Origin of the sequence: Desulfogranum marinum (assembly GCF_963675105.2) — a bacterium.
In the GTDB taxonomy this organism is placed as follows: Bacteria; Desulfobacterota; Desulfobulbia; order Desulfobulbales; family Desulfobulbaceae; genus Desulfogranum; species Desulfogranum marinum.
This window is the reverse complement of the sequence record NZ_CAXXRO010000005.1, coordinates 550,649-566,487: the sequence shown is the minus strand read 5'-3', so window position 1 is coordinate 566,487 and position 15,839 is coordinate 550,649. Positions and strand designations below refer to the sequence as shown.

Annotated in this window: 16 protein-coding genes; 7 read left to right on the top strand and 9 right to left on the bottom strand. The window is 48.0% G+C overall.

Annotated elements, in window-relative coordinates; translation table 11 throughout:
- Window positions 1–45: 45 nt before the first annotated feature.
- The 9 genes from ACHZCY_RS23010 to nifH form a co-directional block, all read right to left on the bottom strand.
- The gene (locus tag ACHZCY_RS23010; RefSeq protein WP_205220757.1) at window positions 46–474 is read right to left on the bottom strand and encodes a protein-tyrosine phosphatase family protein; all 429 of its coding nucleotides are present in this window, start codon (window positions 472–474) and stop codon (window positions 46–48) included.
- Window positions 455–934 carry a GNAT family N-acetyltransferase gene (locus tag ACHZCY_RS23005; protein WP_232370809.1) on the bottom strand — a complete coding sequence of 160 codons (480 nt, stop codon included), beginning with the start codon at window positions 932–934 and terminating at the stop codon, window positions 455–457. The genes ACHZCY_RS23010 and ACHZCY_RS23005 overlap by 20 nt, the downstream gene beginning before the upstream one ends.
- 6 nt (window positions 935–940) lie before the next feature.
- Entirely contained in the window at window positions 941–1,243 is a 303-nt protein-coding gene (locus ACHZCY_RS23000; protein WP_205220759.1) for a (2Fe-2S) ferredoxin domain-containing protein, read from the bottom strand.
- 78 nt (window positions 1,244–1,321) lie between these two features.
- Window positions 1,322–2,491, bottom strand: a complete 1,170-nt coding sequence (locus tag ACHZCY_RS22995; RefSeq protein WP_319550542.1) for a NifB/NifX family molybdenum-iron cluster-binding protein — start codon at window positions 2,489–2,491, stop codon at window positions 1,322–1,324.
- 71 nt (window positions 2,492–2,562) lie between these two features.
- Entirely contained in the window at window positions 2,563–3,936 is a 1,374-nt protein-coding gene (gene nifK / locus ACHZCY_RS22990; RefSeq protein ID WP_319550541.1) for a nitrogenase molybdenum-iron protein subunit beta, read from the bottom strand.
- Window positions 3,937–3,961: 25 nt separating this feature from the next.
- Window positions 3,962–5,599, bottom strand: coding sequence for a nitrogenase molybdenum-iron protein alpha chain (gene nifD / locus ACHZCY_RS22985; protein WP_205220762.1), 1,638 nt, complete (start codon window positions 5,597–5,599; stop codon window positions 3,962–3,964).
- A gap of 22 nt (window positions 5,600–5,621) precedes the next feature.
- Window positions 5,622–5,996: a P-II family nitrogen regulator gene (locus ACHZCY_RS22980; protein WP_205220763.1), complete on the bottom strand. Its 375-nt coding sequence runs from the start codon at window positions 5,994–5,996 to the stop codon at window positions 5,622–5,624.
- Window positions 5,993–6,346: a P-II family nitrogen regulator gene (locus ACHZCY_RS22975; protein ID WP_205220764.1), complete on the bottom strand. Its 354-nt coding sequence runs from the start codon at window positions 6,344–6,346 to the stop codon at window positions 5,993–5,995. The genes ACHZCY_RS22980 and ACHZCY_RS22975 overlap by 4 nt, the downstream gene beginning before the upstream one ends.
- Window positions 6,347–6,373: 27 nt before the next feature.
- Window positions 6,374–7,201, bottom strand: coding sequence for a nitrogenase iron protein (gene nifH / locus ACHZCY_RS22970; RefSeq protein WP_205220765.1), 828 nt, complete (start codon window positions 7,199–7,201; stop codon window positions 6,374–6,376).
- A 920-nt stretch (window positions 7,202–8,121) separates the two neighbouring features.
- Here nifH and hisD point away from each other — a divergent pair.
- From hisD to ACHZCY_RS22935, 7 genes are all read left to right on the top strand, one after another.
- Window positions 8,122–9,453, top strand: a complete 1,332-nt coding sequence (gene hisD / locus ACHZCY_RS22965) for a histidinol dehydrogenase (RefSeq protein WP_319550540.1) — start codon at window positions 8,122–8,124, stop codon at window positions 9,451–9,453.
- Window positions 9,454–9,458: 5 nt separating this feature from the next.
- Window positions 9,459–10,250 carry an SDR family NAD(P)-dependent oxidoreductase gene (locus tag ACHZCY_RS22960; RefSeq protein WP_319550539.1) on the top strand — a complete coding sequence of 264 codons (792 nt, stop codon included), beginning with the start codon at window positions 9,459–9,461 and terminating at the stop codon, window positions 10,248–10,250.
- Window positions 10,251–10,262: 12 nt separating this feature from the next.
- Window positions 10,263–11,396: an ABC transporter ATP-binding protein gene (locus ACHZCY_RS22955; RefSeq protein WP_394713459.1), complete on the top strand. Its 1,134-nt coding sequence runs from the start codon at window positions 10,263–10,265 to the stop codon at window positions 11,394–11,396.
- Window positions 11,397–11,421: 25 nt separating this feature from the next.
- On the top strand, window positions 11,422–12,525 hold the full coding sequence (locus ACHZCY_RS22950) for an ABC transporter substrate-binding protein (RefSeq protein WP_205220769.1): 1,104 nt from the start codon (window positions 11,422–11,424) through the stop codon (window positions 12,523–12,525).
- A 205-nt stretch (window positions 12,526–12,730) separates the two neighbouring features.
- The gene (locus ACHZCY_RS22945) at window positions 12,731–13,678 is read left to right on the top strand and encodes an ABC transporter permease (RefSeq protein ID WP_319550537.1); all 948 of its coding nucleotides are present in this window, start codon (window positions 12,731–12,733) and stop codon (window positions 13,676–13,678) included.
- Window positions 13,675–14,475: an ABC transporter permease gene (locus ACHZCY_RS22940; RefSeq protein ID WP_319550536.1), complete on the top strand. Its 801-nt coding sequence runs from the start codon at window positions 13,675–13,677 to the stop codon at window positions 14,473–14,475. Before ACHZCY_RS22945 ends, ACHZCY_RS22940 begins: the two co-directional genes overlap by 4 nt.
- Before the next feature lie 11 nt (window positions 14,476–14,486).
- On the top strand, window positions 14,487–15,734 hold the full coding sequence (locus ACHZCY_RS22935; protein ID WP_319550535.1) for a hypothetical protein: 1,248 nt from the start codon (window positions 14,487–14,489) through the stop codon (window positions 15,732–15,734).
- The last annotated feature ends 105 nt before the right edge of the window (window positions 15,735–15,839 follow it).

Below are 15,839 nucleotides of genomic sequence, written 5' to 3'. Positions count from 1 at the left end.
CTCTATCCTTTATCTCTATTTATGGTTTTAGACGTCTGATGTTCTTCAATTCGTCAGATATGGAGTAAGCATCTCCCGCACTTCTTCTCCAATGGCAAGAATAGTCTCAATGTCCGTGGCCGTTGGCGTCTGCACATTGTACGTATCAAGATCGCAAATCTCTTGAAAAGAATCCAAAAACTGCATTTTTTGCGCAAACCCGGGATTTGGCCCCAGATGTTGCTCAATGGCTCGAAGTAAGTCTCCCATTGTATGGTTTTCAGCAAGGTCGCCCCGATGCATTAAAAAGGCCATGACTATCTTTTCAATACCCATGCAGGTCAGATTATAGATGGTATCCGGCGAAAATGCCTTTTTCTGCTGCTCGTGAGCGGCACTTGCAGTTCTCAAGAATTGTTCACCGTCCCGCCGGTATTCCTGCCAATTATCAATGGATATTATATTTTCTGCAGAATCAATCTGTATTATATTCATGGGTATCCGCCGTATACTCTTTACGAAGACAGATAAGTGCTGTCTTCTTCCAATAATTCTCCCTATAAAAACAGAGAGCCGGTTCATTGTTACGATCGGCAAGCAACTGCATTCTGGAAGCACCCTGTTGCTTACCCCAAAAACCTATTTCTCGGATAAGGGCGCTACCAATACCTATTCTTTGCCATGGGCCGGCAACGACAACATCTTCAATAAGCAAGGCCGGTCCGCCTTCGGCAGTGGAAATAACCTTCTGCCCCGTTACCATACCGATTACCTCAGCATCTTTCTCTGCGACAATAATTGCGGCTTCAGGCGAGTCCATCAGTAGCTCAAGCCCCATTTTCTGACGATCAGGGTCAAAGGTAAAATCTTCCTCAATCGTAAACAGTTGATGAAGGAGCTGGAGCAGTGAGGAAATATCACTCCTCACTGCCTGGCGAAAGGTAACAGTCTTCATGGGCATTCAACCAATGAGATATTCGGCCGGCGGCTCGCCATCTTCAACACCGTCCAATATTTCATCAATGATTTCCTCGCTGTTAACGCCCTTAAACCACCAGTTGTCTGGCTGAACAACCATTATCGGTCCGGATTCACATTGTTTCAGGCAGCCTGTTGCAATAACCTGCATATCAAGCCCACGGTCAAGAATTTCTTCCTCTATATATTGAAGGAAACCGTCTGTCTGTTTATGACAAATGCCTTTGGGGTCGCCTTTTAATCGAAAACTTTGGCAGACAAGAATCTGCTTTTCAGGTACAGCCATTGCTACGCCTCCTGTTTCTAAATTCTTTATTGTCAGAGACAGATACGTTCATTGCCGATGCATCGGTCTCGAATGTCTTCACTTTTTACACTTGCCTTTTTTACCACCACCGTAGAGCACATCCACGCATCCTTCTATGGCATCTTCAACCATCATTACCCTCAGCCCGTTTTCGCCTAAAATTTTCCGAGGACTTTCACCAGCACTGGCTGCAAGGAGGACGAAACAATCTCCCAAAACATTTGACAAAGATTGCCATCGCCCTTTCCCTCCCCCTGGTTCCGGTGCTTCTCTTGTTTCCAGGAGACAGGGAAGAGCATCGGTTCCCCGCGGCCCGTAAATAAGAATTCTGGTGGCATGTCCCAGGTGAAGATCCACATCCATGCCATTAGAACTTGCCACAGCAACATTAGGGCGCTCTTTTGTTGCTGAAGGATAATCATTTCCGCAGGATGGCAGCCCATTTCCAACGCCATCTTCGGGCTGATATACAAGCAGAGAGTTGATAACCGGTAACAACTCAGCAGCATGAAGCACCAGACTCGCTATTGTTTCATCACCAATCGAACTCACAACCCCCGCATCATCAGATTCTTCTTTTGCAGAATGTACAGCTACAGCATCGGCACCAAGCTCTTTGAGCACCTCGCAGACAGGAATAACCTGATCGAGATTGCACTCCGGATACAGGGTGATACTCCCGCAAACGGTCATATTATGCTGCTTGAACGCTGCTGCCGCACGACGCTGCTCTTCAAAAACTATGGGCGCAGCCTTTGCCATAGGGAGTGTCTTGCGCGCCGGCCGGATCCACATATAAATTTTTTCAAGCGTATCGACAGTTACGGCATCCATTACGAGTTCAACATACTCTACACCAGCTTCCGCCAACGTCTGAGCATACGTCTCTCCCCCCATACCTAGAGTCCGAAGGGCAAAACGCGCCTCTGGATATTTCTGCCGTATAATTCCTATGGTCTCGAGTGTCTCTTTGGGTGTTGCAAGAGGATCTCCGGGACCGGCTATGGATATTATAAACCCTTTCCCTTCAAAGCTGTCGGCCTGTTCAGCAACCCAAGCAAGAGATTCATGAGGCAGCATACAATTGGATCTCACCTGACCTGAAGAAGCAAATTTTGTCCTGGAGACTTCCACTGGAGCAACCGGCAGATTTATAACCATATTGCCGAAATACGACTTTTCATGGGTCTGATTATTTTTATAGGCTGTCATCGATAAGACGCTCATGCTCTCTTGGTCCTCAGGCAGATATACATGCAGCAGCGATCATTGCCGATCGCCGCTGCACCGGGTGTGCATTACAATACAAGTTCAAACTTGCTTGGAGTATCATCACGATCTTTTCTATCCAGCAACGCATCTGTAATTTTTTCCAGCAGACGCAGGCCGCCCATATACCCAACTGTCGGGAAATGCTGATGCCCCTGACGATCCAAAATCGGGAATCCCCAGCGAACAAACGGTAAGTCTTCATCACGGGCTATATACTTGCAATAGGTGTTGCCGATGATGAGATCAACCGGATCATTTTTGATCCACTGGTGGAGCAGGAACATATCTCCCTTGGCCTTGACGTTCACCTCACAATCCATGCCTGCGGTCAGTTCTTTAATCCTTTTTTCAAACTTCTTCCCTGGTGTTCCAGTCACAATGTGGACCGGACACATATCAATGGAGACAAGAAATTCAGTCATGGCAATCAATTGATCAGGGTCACCAACCAAGGCTACTTTTTTGCCGTAAAGCCATTGGTGCATATCAGAAATAAAATCAACCAGGCGTCCACGTTCAGACGCCACTTCATCTGGTACGGTTGTTCCAGCCAAGGTGCGAAGGGCATCAATAAATCTATCGGTTGCGTTCAAACCAAAAGGCATATCAAGAACCGAACAAGGCACCTTGCATTTCGTATCAAGCAGCCTGGCGCCGTCAGCAGAACACCATTCACCAAGGGCCAGTGTCCCAATAGCCCCGCCGCTCGCTTTAATGTCCTCTATAGGCGTACCAGCATCGGGAAACATCGAATATTCACCAGTCAGGGCCCCATTAAGAACGCCGGAGGTATCTGGAAACATGGTGATATCAATTCCAATAAGATCCGCGAGCCTTTTAAGCTCAGCCATATCAGAAGGCTCAACCCAGCCTGGAATTATATTTATTTTGCCGTTCTTTTTTTCCTGCGGTTCGGCAAGCGCAGCCATGGCCTTGACCATGTTGGAGAAACCGGTCACATGCGATCCCACATAGCTTGGGGTGGGCGCTCCGAAGACTGTCTTTCCTTCAGGTATCTTTTTTTCCTTGTTCGCCTTGTGAAAAATCTGCGGTAAATCATCGCCGATTGTTTCGGACAAACAGGTTGTATGAACCGCTATTACTTCAGGCTCATATACGGTAAAAATATTATTAATAGCCTGGATCAGGTTTGCCTGTCCGCCGAACACCGATGCTCCCTCGGTAAAGGAACTGGTGGCAGCCGAGATGGGCTCTTTGTAGTGCCTGGTCAACGTACTTCGATGATAGGCACAGCATCCCTGTGAACCGTGACTGTGCGGCAGACACCCTTTTATGCCAAGTGATGCATACATGGCACCAATAGGCTGACAGGTCTTGGCCGGATTGATCATCAAGGCTTTGCGATCAGCAATTTCTTTTGGTGTATGTCGTAGTAACATGATCGTACCTTCCTAAAATTCTTTGTTATTCCCACACATATGTTGCGGAAAGTTCCGGATTTTTCTGCCAGGGAGCCTTCATGTAGCTCCAGATTTTACTGCTGACCAGCCGGTCTATCTCGTTATAAAAATTAACAGCTCCCACAAACCCGGCATACGGACCGCCCGAGTCATAACTGTGCAACTGCTTCATGGGCACGCCCAACTTCTGGATGGAATATTTCTCTTTAATTCCTGCACAAAAGAGATCCGGCTTCAGCAACTCAACCAATTTTTCGGCTTCATACTGATTCAAATCATCAATGACCAGAGTGCCCTCGTCCATCGCTGGGTTCAAGCCCTCGTACTCTTTAAACTTCAATCCAGCCTTTTCCAACGCCTCAATTTCTGCTGCTGTCTTCCGAGGATTGTACAATTCAGGGTCAGCCTCGACCTCAATTTCTTCAATATTGCGGCTGTCGGCATCAACTTTAAGATTAGGAATTACATGGCGACCTTCATAATCATCCCGGTGTCCGAACTCATAGCCTGCAGAAAGGGTCTTCATGCCCATTTCTTCAAATAATTCCTGATAATGATGCGCACGCGAGCCGCCGACGAAAATCATCGCTGTTTTGCCTTCTGTTCGAGGAAGGACTGATTCCTGTGCGGCTTTTACAGCCGGCATTTCTTCTGCAATTACTTCCTCTACCTTATCGATAAGCTCCTGATCGCCAAAATACTGGGCGATTTTCCGTAGTGATTTTGCAGTTGCCTTTGCCCCGATAAAATTGATTTTAATCCACGGGATACCGTATTTTGTCTCAAGCATGTCCGCAACATAGTTAATGGAGCGATGACACATGACGCAACTGAGGTCTGCCTGGTTTGCCGAGGCAAATTGGTCGTAGGTGGAATTACCGGAAAATGTGGCAATATTAGTGATGCCGCACTTCTTCAGGACACGGTCGATCTCAAAACCGTCACCACCGATATTATATTCACCAAGGAGGTTAATCTTGTATTTATCAGTTTTTTCGTTCTCACTCGTCCCAACAAGATGGGTAAACACCTGGTTGTTGGCGATATGGTGACCAGCCGACTGGGATACCCCCTTATACCCTTCACAACTGAAGGCAAAAACATTACAGTCACCAAACTTCTCTTTCATCTTCTTGGCAACAGCATGGATATCATCACCGATCAACCCCACTGGGCAGGTTGCAAAAACTGCAATCCCTTTAGGGTGAAAGGTGTCGTATGCTTCCTGAATAGCCGCCTCAAGTTTTTTCTCACCACCAAAGATGATGTCTGAATCCTGCATATCAGTGGTAAAAGAATACGGTATATAATTATCTTCTCCTTTTTCACCGGCATCATGCTGATTGCGTCGAGTGAGCCAGGCATAAAAGCTGCAACCCACCGGGCCATGCACCAGGTTAATAATATCACTGGTCGGCCCCATGATAACGCCTTTACAACCGGCGTAGGTACAACCGCGCATGGTGATAATACCTGGAATTGTTCGTACATTTGCTGTAATTTCCGGCGTAGTATTTTCAAGCGCCTCGTTAATCATTATCTGCTTGGCACGTTTTCGGGCGACCTTAGGCGGATACTTTTCAAGGAGTTTCCCCTTGATATCATTTGGCTCCCACTGCACCATTTTTTCTGTTCTTCCCATAACCTCTGCTCCTTAAAGGAAATTACTGAATCGACTTTGCGCCGCGTTCGTTCGTCCGAACTCTGGCAGCATCTGCCATGGGGAGGATAAATATTTTACCGTCACCCGCTTTACCTGTCTTGTTAATGGTTATGATTGCTTCCACGATATCATCAACCTTATCGTCCTCAACAACGACAGTTACCATTCTCTTGGGATACAGGTTTCCCTTCTCTCCCAGCAGCGCTGCAGCCTCTTCATACCCTTCTTCAACGCCATCCATCAGCTTGCGATTGACAAACCCAACCCCCCTGCCCTGTACTTCATGGGCAAAGAAGGCATCAACACCGGCATCAGTCAGTGCAGTCTTAGTTTTGTTCATCATATTCATGCGAACAATAGCGATTATTTCTTTCATGCGGCCACCTCCTCGGCAGAGGCCCCCTCTTTAACGCCGGAACTGATGGTGTATACTTCTTCAACTTCCGATACAAATATCTTACCGTCACCAAAAGCACCTTTTTTGCTCGATCTGGCAGTATCCATAATCGTATCAATGACGAATTCCTTATCAGCTTCCGGCACAACACTGATCAGCATAGTTTTTGGGATTTCATCGTAGGTGACTTCACCAATCTTAATCCCCCGTTGCTTTCCGCGCCCTGCAACAGAATACTTTGTCACAGCTGGAAAGCCTGCGTCCATAAGTGCTGCAAGCACCTCATCAGATTTCTCCGGACGAACAATTGCTCTAATCATGATCATCATTGCTTTTCTCCTGTACTATCAATTTTATTAAGCTTCCAACAAACCAAAATCGAGTAACAACTGTTCGAGTTCTTCAATCTCCAGCGGTGTTGGTATTACAAAATTTGTATTTTCATCGATTGCCTTGGCAAGCCCACGATATTCACCTGCTTGCGTACATTCACCATTCCATTCAATAACAGTTTTCCGGTTGATCTCTGCTCGCTGAACATCGTTGTCGCGAGGCACAAAATAGATCATCTGGGTGCCGAGTTTTTTGGCCAACTCTTCAATCATTTCTTTTTCATTGTCAACGGTTCTGGAGTTACAGATAAGGCCGCCGAGACGGACAGAACCTGACTGCGCATACTTCCCAATCCCTTTGCATATATTGTTGGCAGCATACATAGCCATCATCTCGCCCGAACAGACAATATAGATTTCCTCTGCCTTGCCGTCCCTGATTGGCATTGCAAACCCACCGCAAACAACATCGCCAAGTACATCATAAAAAGCAAAATCCAGACCTTCAGACTCTTCGTATGCACCAAGGGACTCAAGCATATTAATAGAGGTGATAATTCCACGACCGGCACACCCTACCCCCGGCTCAGGTCCACCAGACTCAACACACCAGGTGTCGCCGTATCCAAGCTTACGGATATCATCCAGTTCAACATCTTCACCTTCTTCTCTCAAGGTATCCAGTACTGATTTCTGGGCCAAACCACCTAAAAGTAATCGTGTTGAATCAGCCTTGGGGTCACAACCGACTACCATTACTTTGCGTCCCATTTCTGCCAGACCAGCTACGGTATTCTGTGTTGTTGTAGATTTGCCGATACCGCCTTTTCCGTAGATTGCTACCTTTCTCATTTTGTTCTCCTACGTTGTTGATATGATAATTGCTGACATTACCTGTTCTGCAGTAGTACCTTTCTGCAGTGTGCTTTTGTTTTCGTGTTTGCTTTTCTATCGCAAGGCCTGTGCCAAAAATCAAAATTAAAAATAAAACCTTAATTTCAATCACTTAACAAAAAAATAAGCCCTCTCTAAAACAAACAACTTTGTACAAGACTTTTCACCATTTTGGAATTAACGTACAAAATTGTAAAAAATAAGACAGTAATGCAACACTGGTAACAACCAGTTTTAAAGAGTTACGTCCATGGTCACTATAGATTTGGAGCCATTACATGTTCCATGTGGTGCCGGGGGCTGCGGGAATTTTATTCTAGAGAAAAAGAAGTGATCAAGTTTAGGAAAAACCTTTAGGGAGAGAAAATCGGAATGAAAGAAGCAAAAAAGAACGTTGACCTGAACGAGTGGGCAATACAAACTACTTTTACACGACACCGTTGACTTTAAAATACCCGCATGGAAAAATTCGGTAGTCGCTGTCCACTACATCTCTTCCAGGCAGACTACCCTGCCAGGGAGGGGGTATAAAATAGATATCCAGATATTTTGCCTGGTTCACAGTAGATTGTTACCCACTGAACCTACTCGACTTTCCTCCCTGGAGGGATAACCGGACAGGTTGTTGTATCTGAAACACATTTGTTATGAACAGAATTTTAAAAAAGCTTGGAAGAGCCGGAAAAAAGAGATAGGTTGTTCGACAATTTGCCGAACGAGAATAGTTTGCAGCAAAACGAACCCAAGCTGCAGCTCCAAATCACATTGCATGTCTGGAACATATCTCCATTACATTGGTCACATACGCAGTTACTCGTAGTACCGTTTGGATCCGCTTCTAGGCTTTGAATATTTCCCAAAAAATCTAGGAGAAAACAATGGTGGAAGAAATTCGACTGCTCACATTACAAAACCTTTCTGCTGATGCGCGTCAGAAACTCCTTCTGCGCACAGAAAGCGACCTCGGGCACTATCTGAATACTGCACAAACAATCATCAAGGCAGTACAAGAGGAAGGCGACGCTGCACTGGTTCGCTTTGGCCGTGATTTTGACAAGGCGGCAATTGAACCGGGCACCATCAAGGTTACAGAGGAAGAATTTGCTCGTGCTGAAGCTGCAGTTCCCGCAGAACTGGTGGAAGCAATTCGTTTTGCCACGGAGAGTATCCGTATTTTCCATCAACAGCAGATGCCGGAACGAATGCGGATGGAGGAAATGCGACCGGGAGTGTTCTGTGGTGAAAAATATGCGCCAATCCCTTCTGTTGCCTGCTACGTTCCCAGGGGTAAGGGATCGTTTCCCAGTGTATTGATGATGACGGCTGTTCCTGCTGTTGTTGCTGGTGTGCCGAAGGTGTGTGTACTCACCCCAGCAGGCCCTGATGGTCGGGTTGACGATGCAACTCTTTTTGCTGCCCAAGAGGTTGGGGTAAGCGAAGTGTATAAATGCGGCGGCGCCCAGGCAGTAGCTGCAGTTGCTTATGGCACTGAAACGGTCCCCAAAGTCGATAAAATCGTTGGCCCGGGGAGCCCCTGGGTTGTAGCTGCCAAACAATTGCTTGCTGATGTCATCGATCCCGGTACACCAGCAGGCCCCAGCGAATCAATAGTTTTTGCAGACAGTTCAGCGGATGGGGCCCTGGCTGCTCTGGACCTGATCATTGAGTCTGAACACGGTCCGGACTCTTCAGCGTATCTCATTACCGATAGTGAGCAGGTGGCCCAAGCCGCACTGCAGGCAATTCCTGGGTACTGGGAGCAACTGGGTGAGACCAGGAGATCTTTTTCCAAAACCGTGCTGAGTGGAGAGCGTGGTGGCATTATCATTGCTGAAGACATCCGGAGTTGTATCGATTTCATTAATGATTATGCCCCAGAGCACCTGATGATCCATAGCCGCGAACCCTTTGCTCACCTTGGCTCCATAACCAATGCCGGCGAAATTCTACTCGGCGAGCATACCCCTATTTCCCTTGGCAATTATGTGCTGGGTCCCAATGCAGTGCTGCCCACTTCCGGGGCAGCTAAACTTCACTCTCCCCTTGGAGTATATGACTACCTTAAGGCTACCGGTATCGGCTACGTCACTTCAAACGCATACACTACCTTAGCCAAGCATACCCATGCACTTGCCGTCTATGAGGGATTTGACGGTCATGCGCTTGCGGTTTCCGAGCTGCGGGACACACTCCAGCAACAAAAAGGGTAAACACAATGAACGGCGATCAAGCTCCACCCATTATAGCTCCAAAATTTGACCTTTCAGGAAAGAAAGCCCTGATAACCGGCGCTTCAAGGGGAATAGGCAGAGCACTTGCGATTGGACTTGCCCAGGCCGGGGCAGAGGTTGTTCTTGCCGGCAGAAACACACAACTCCTCTCCGCTGTTGCAGCGGAGATCAGTGCTGAACATGCTCGCCCCACAGTCCTCTGTTTAGATGTGACGGATGTTGAGGCGCTGCCGGACGCAGTTGAAACCTGCTGCAGCAAGATAGGTGGCCTTGATACCCTGGTTAATAATGCCGGCTTTGAGCGGGTACAAGATTCCCTGCAAGTCACCCCGTCAACCTGGGATACCATAGTTGATACCAATCTCAAAGGTGCTTTTTTCATGGCACAGGCTGCAGCCAAGGTTATGCTTGAAAGCGGTAGTGGGAGTATTGTGAATGTCTGCTCGCTCGCTTCCAGCGTTGGTATCCCCACGGCAGTACCATATACCAGCTCCAAAAGCGGATTACTTGGCATGACCCGGGCTCTGTCTTCGGAATGGGCACCTAAAGGCATCCGCGTTAACGGCATTGCTCCTGGATATTTCAGAACGGCAATGACCGATGTCTTTTTTCAAGACAATGAATGGGCAGAGGCTATGCTTGCTAAAATTCCTGCGGGAAGATTTGGTCGAGTCGAAGACCTCATTGGTGCGGTGGTCTTTTTTGCAAGCCCTGCCGCAGAATACATAACAGGGCAGATGCTGACCATTGATGGTGGTTATCTTGCCTCTATATAATTATATTCATTGATGATAAAACCCGTGACGCAAACCTCTCCTCTTGTCGAACTAAGCAACGTAAGCAAACGGTTTGGCAAGGTTACCGCTGTAGACAATGCAAACTTTTCCCTCTCCCAGGGATCGGTTCTGACCATCCTCGGCCCCAGCGGTTGTGGTAAAACCACCCTGCTGAGGATGATCGCCGGCTTTGAATCACCAACAACAGGCAATATTCGTATAAACGGGCAGCCTGTTCAGGCTGTTCCGCCGTATAAACGCTCCATAGGCATGGTGTTTCAGAACCTTGCTCTTTTCCCCCATATGACAGCAGGAGAAAATATTGCCTATCCTCTAAAGATGAGGCGATTTCCCCCTCAGGATATTCCCGGGCTTGTTGAACGTTATCTTGACATTGTTCGTTTGTCTGGTATGGGAGAGAGAAGAATTCAGCAATTATCAGGCGGGCAGCAACAGCGAGTTGCCATCGCCCGAGCCCTGTCATTCAATCCGGATTTATTGCTGCTTGACGAACCTCTGTCGGCACTGGATAAAAAGCTGCGTGAAGAAATGCAGCTTGAGTTCAGACGGATTCAACAACAACTCGGTGTAACCACTATCAATGTCACCCATGATCAGCGGGAGGCTCTGGTCATGTCTGATGAGATTATCGTCATGTCTGAAGGCGCCATTCAGCAGATTGCCGATCCGGTATCCCTGTACAGACAACCCAGCAACCGATTCGTTGCCTCGTTTATCGGACTCACCTCCCTTATCAGAGGAACAGTAGAGGATGCCAGAGAAGGCAAGGTTACCTTTCGTACAACTCATACTACTCTTCAGGGGCAGGCAAGTGAACGTTTTCGATTTGGTGAAACCGTTGAAGGAGCGATACGCGCGGAACAAGTCCGTATCAGTACGGATATTAAGGGGGCTGAGGGTATGGATAACATACTTGATGGCGTTGTCGAACAACAGATTTTTGAAGGAGACAGGATGGTCTACCAGATATCGTGTCCTGCGCTTGGCACAGCTCCTCTGTTCGTATTTGATCATGACCCTAGCCATCATACGCCCCATGCACAGGGGGATAGAGTAGTGGTGAGCTGGAAAGTGAGAGATCTGTTGGTGTACCCATGCCAAAAATATCGAGTTTCAAACCCTTGAACAATTCAACCCAAGGAGGAATTGCATGAAGAACAAGCCATTGGAGAGCCTGACGATGGACAGGCGGGACTTTTTAAAAACATCAGCCGTAGTTGCCGGTAGTGTTGCACTGGGGCCTTCCATAGCCCTTGCCGAACAAAAGAAACCAAAGGAAATTATTGTCCGTGCCTGGGGCGGGTCTTGGGGAGAAGCACTCAAGACCGGCGTAGCTGATGGGTTTACTCAAGCAACAGGCATAAAGGTGCGCCTTGACTTTACAGAAGACAATGAAATCAAACCCAAAATATGGGCTGCGGTTGATCAGGGCCGGATACCACCGATTCACGTCAACTGGGATACGACCACTAACGCCACTATTTCGGCTCTACGCGGTGTCACCGTAGATCTAAGTGATCTGAGCAACCTGAAAGGGCTGCTCCCTCTCGCCAAACCGGTAGGAATGGAAGGATATCCTTTGGTCAATACCTATGCCTATGTCTATGTTTGCGCTTACCGTCCGGAAGCCTTTCCTGATGGTCCCCCTCAATCATGGAATGTACTGCTTGATCCAAAGTTCAAAGGCAGAGTCGCGCTGTACGACGACGGAATCGGCTTTAACCCAATAGCCGTTATTGCAGGCGGCGGGAGCTTAAAAGATATTCCAGGTAACATGGAGCCCGGGTATGCATTTTACAAAAAATTGAAGGCAAACAAGCCATTACTTGGCGAAGATGCGGATTTCACCACCTGGTTTCAGAAAGGTGAAATCGATCTTGCCTGCACAATCAGCGTAAATGCACGCGCAGCCAAGCAAAGCGGCATCGATGTAGCATGGACGGTGCCCAAAGAAGGCTGTAAAGTGGATACCGACGGCTTATGGGTACCTAAAGGTCTGCCTGCAAATGAGGAGTACTGGGCTAAGGAATTTGTGAACTTTGCACTAACCAAAGAAGCCCAGAAAAAATGGTGTTCACTGTTAGGCCTGCCTCCTGTCTACCCTGGAATCGAGCCTCCTGCCGACTTGGCTGGAGATGTTTCCTACCCTACCAAACCTGAGGATTTTGCAAAACTGGTGCGTGTACCGTCCAAGGTGTTGGTTGAAAACCAACCCAAATGGTTTGCGAAATTTAATGAAATTTTCCAGGGTTGATGTGGTCTGATTGACTGTTTTTGCCCCGCCGCATGCTGTTGCAGCGGGGTTTTATTTTTTAGTAACTGCTCACAGGCACCCCATCTATGCGGGAAACCGCGATCGATCAAAGATGGGGTGCCTGTGAGCAGTTACAGCTTACGAGTTAATGAAAACAGTAGGTTACAACCTGTGTGAGTAGTTACATTTTTTAAAAGGTATTGCTTTGGCTTCAAATTCTTCTTCAAAGCTGCCCCGCAGGTGGCATCTGTTTGATATCGCCGAGCGCAACGCAGCTGCACTCTGGCCAAAAACAATGCACAGGTATAGCGGCTACCTGCTGCTGGTACCGGCAATTTTGCTTGTGTTTGTCCTGGTGCTGGGCCTGGTGTATATTGGCGGCTATAGTCTGCACGAACTGGATCTTGCCACGTACAGGTTAAAAGAAACTTTCAGCCTAACCAACTATAGTGCGGCGCTAACCAGCACCACCTACCAGTCCGTGGTTTTACGATCGATCGGAGCATCGATACTGGTAACATTTTTCACCTTGCTGCTGGCATTTCCCTATGCCTATCTGATGGTGCGGGCCAGGCAGGCGGCGACGAGAAAATTTTTATTGATTAGTCTCTTTTTACCGTTTTTCATCGGCCAGATTGTCCGTGCTTACGGCTGGTTGATTATCCTCGGCCAGGAAGGATTGATCAACACCTTATTCACCGGTCTTGGCTTACCTACTATGGATCTTATCTATAACTACCCAGCAGTGATCCTCGGTCTGGTACAATACATGCTCCCTTTTGCAGTACTCCTGCTGGCACCTGCCATTACAGCCATTGGCCGCGATGTGGAACTGGCCTCTGAAAGCTTGGGTGCAAACTGGATGAGAACATTTCTTCACGTGGTCCTTCCCATGGCAAAACCAGGACTTGTAGGGTCATCCGTGGTGGTGTTCACCCTCACGCTGACGGACTTTGCTATGCCGGAAATACTTGGTGGCGGCACCACGGATTTTATTGCCAATGCCATTTATGATGGTTTTTTTCAGCTTTCCAACTCTGGCCTGGGGTCTGCCCTGGCCATGATTCTCGTCACACTGGGAACGGCTTTTGTTGTCATCCTGTTTTTTCTTGCCGGCACCGGTACGCTTGGGTTTAACGGGAGGGAACAATGATCGGTTCTCGCAGTAAGGGAGTGGTATTGTGGACAATTGTCTGGTTCGACCTGCTGCTGCTAAGCCTGCCGACTCTGATTATCATTGGTGCGTCTTTTACTTCAGGCGATATTGTTCAGTTCCCGCCAGAGGGTTTTTCGCTGAAATGGTACAGCAAGCTCTGGCTGCTGGACGATTTCAAGTCAGCCTTTTTGAGAACCCTGTACGTCTCGATAATTTGTACCCTGGTAAGTATACCGGCTGGAACGTTAGCTGCCATTGGCCTGGCAAGGTATCGAATTCGATTCCATACCACCATCCAGGTCTATCTCCTGCTTCCATTTACCATCCCGTTGGTTGCATCCGGCCTGGGTATGATGATTTTTTTCGGTGAAATACGCATTCTTGGTCAGCTGTGGCCGGTGGGATTAGCTCTTTGCATTATCAACCTCCCCTTTATGATCTGGGCTGTCAGCGCTGCCGTAAACGGCCTCGACGATCAGTTGGAAAATGCGGCCGCAAACTGTGGCGCGCCTCCACTTCAAGCTTTTTTCACTGTTACCCTTCCCGGGGTTATGCCGGGGGTCATCACCGGCGCGCTGCTTATGTTCATCCTGGCCTTCAATGAATTTTTGGTCAGCCTTTTTCTGACTGACGCCCGAACAGTGACCCTGCCGGTTTCCATCTATAATTCTATCCGCAGTGTGATAACCCCTGATCTGGCAGCAGTTTCGGTAGTGTATATCGTCATCGCCTTTCTTGCAGTATTGCTGCTGGACAAGCTGGTGGGGTTAGAACTGTTTCTGAAATCAAAATAGGTTAGCAAAACATGAATCACATTGAGCTGCAGGTCGGCCAGGTAACCAGCAAACACATAAACACTGCCAATGATTTTATAAGCCACATGCTTGAACATATCGCATGGCGTATGGGATGCAGCATTCAACTGGAGTGGGACAACAAAAACTGGCAAGAGCTGGGACGAGCACTGGCAGCAGAAATAAAAAAATTTGTTCCATTGCAGCGAGAAGCCGCGACACTAGGCATGATTGATGATGGAAGCGCTGAGGTGGGAGTAGAGCTCGTTGAAACGGCCGAACTCAACCTGGATGCTGCGGAAGGTATCGACCTGGACTACTTCCTTTCCCTGCGTTGTGAGCAACTTGCCTCTGGGCAACCCCTCATAGAACTCTTGCTAGGGCTTACTCTAGGTATTGGAGCCCGAATTACGATTTTGGTGGGCAGCCTCAACGATCCGCATCATACGTGGGAAGGGATCTTTCGCGGGCTTGGCACTGCGCTAAGTAAGCTCTATGTTGTTCCTGCTGAAAAAGTAGCTTTTTCCACAACCATCCATGAAGCAAAAAAACATGAAGGGGTGCAGCTACACTGGAGCTCATGCCAGGGTGCTGAAATAGAGCGCGAAACGGCAGAAAGTAAATTACTGGTATCCATTGATTACAATGCACAACCTGGAGCATCTTTTTCTTACCTGGGCACACCCATTGAGCATTACGATGCTGCCGCCCTTGATGGACTACACAGTCTCTTAAAACGTATTGCAACAGAATGCGGCTTTCATCTCCGTATTATATTCACAGCCAAGGCGTTGAGCTCAAGCCATGTGCTGCTTGAAGATACCGGCATGGTGCTCGGCAGGGTTCTGCGGGAAATCTTAGTACAACGGATGATGGATCAGGGAATTAACGGAGCGGGCTCTTCTTTGCAGGTTCCATCCGACATCCGGCAGCAAGCTCTTTCTGTTGGCATCAGCGTGGAAGGCAGAAAATCTTGCCTGTTTGTTCCCTTTACGACAGACAAAAGTCTGCTGTACAGAGACTTCATTCTAGGACACACGGTTTTTGGCGGGTTATATTCGGAGGACCTGGATGATTTTTTTGATGGATTTTCCTGGGGGCTGGGTTGTTCAATCATAATCCATTGTAAGGAAAAACTAAGCCCGGAGGCTGGCTGGGGACAACTGTTCAGCCATTTCGGCAGCGCGTTACGCGAAGTTTTACTGCCGAATCCTAATCGCAAAGGGGTTCCACCGGGGGTAAAGGCTAATCTCTATTAAATGGTATGCAAAAAGAAGCTTTTGCCTACGCGAACAGTGCGTAGAAGGGGTGCAAAGTACCGGATGCTCATGCCGGTTGACGGCATAAACTCACGCCTCGGTTCC

Excerpts from the sequence above, each read along its gene's own strand:
- ACHZCY_RS23010 (WP_205220757.1), bottom strand. The coding sequence starts at position 474 with ATGAATATAATACAGATTGATTCTGCAGAAAATATAATATCCATTGAT.
- ACHZCY_RS23005 (WP_232370809.1), bottom strand. The coding sequence starts at position 934 with ATGAAGACTGTTACCTTTCGCCAGGCAGTGAGGAGTGATATTTCCTCA.
- ACHZCY_RS23000 (WP_205220759.1), bottom strand. The coding sequence starts at position 1,243 with ATGGCTGTACCTGAAAAGCAGATTCTTGTCTGCCAAAGTTTTCGATTA.
- ACHZCY_RS22995 (WP_319550542.1), bottom strand. The coding sequence starts at position 2,491 with ATGAGCGTCTTATCGATGACAGCCTATAAAAATAATCAGACCCATGAA.
- nifK (WP_319550541.1), bottom strand. The coding sequence starts at position 3,936 with ATGTTACTACGACATACACCAAAAGAAATTGCTGATCGCAAAGCCTTG.
- nifD (WP_205220762.1), bottom strand. The coding sequence starts at position 5,599 with ATGGGAAGAACAGAAAAAATGGTGCAGTGGGAGCCAAATGATATCAAG.
- ACHZCY_RS22980 (WP_205220763.1), bottom strand. The coding sequence starts at position 5,996 with ATGAAAGAAATAATCGCTATTGTTCGCATGAATATGATGAACAAAACT.
- ACHZCY_RS22975 (WP_205220764.1), bottom strand. The coding sequence starts at position 6,346 with ATGATGATCATGATTAGAGCAATTGTTCGTCCGGAGAAATCTGATGAG.
- nifH (WP_205220765.1), bottom strand. The coding sequence starts at position 7,201 with ATGAGAAAGGTAGCAATCTACGGAAAAGGCGGTATCGGCAAATCTACA.
- hisD (WP_319550540.1), top strand. The coding sequence starts at position 8,122 with ATGGTGGAAGAAATTCGACTGCTCACATTACAAAACCTTTCTGCTGAT.
- ACHZCY_RS22960 (WP_319550539.1), top strand. The coding sequence starts at position 9,459 with ATGAACGGCGATCAAGCTCCACCCATTATAGCTCCAAAATTTGACCTT.
- ACHZCY_RS22955 (WP_394713459.1), top strand. The coding sequence starts at position 10,263 with ATGATAAAACCCGTGACGCAAACCTCTCCTCTTGTCGAACTAAGCAAC.
- ACHZCY_RS22950 (WP_205220769.1), top strand. The coding sequence starts at position 11,422 with ATGAAGAACAAGCCATTGGAGAGCCTGACGATGGACAGGCGGGACTTT.
- ACHZCY_RS22940 (WP_319550536.1), top strand. The coding sequence starts at position 13,675 with ATGATCGGTTCTCGCAGTAAGGGAGTGGTATTGTGGACAATTGTCTGG.
- ACHZCY_RS22935 (WP_319550535.1), top strand. The coding sequence starts at position 14,487 with ATGAATCACATTGAGCTGCAGGTCGGCCAGGTAACCAGCAAACACATA.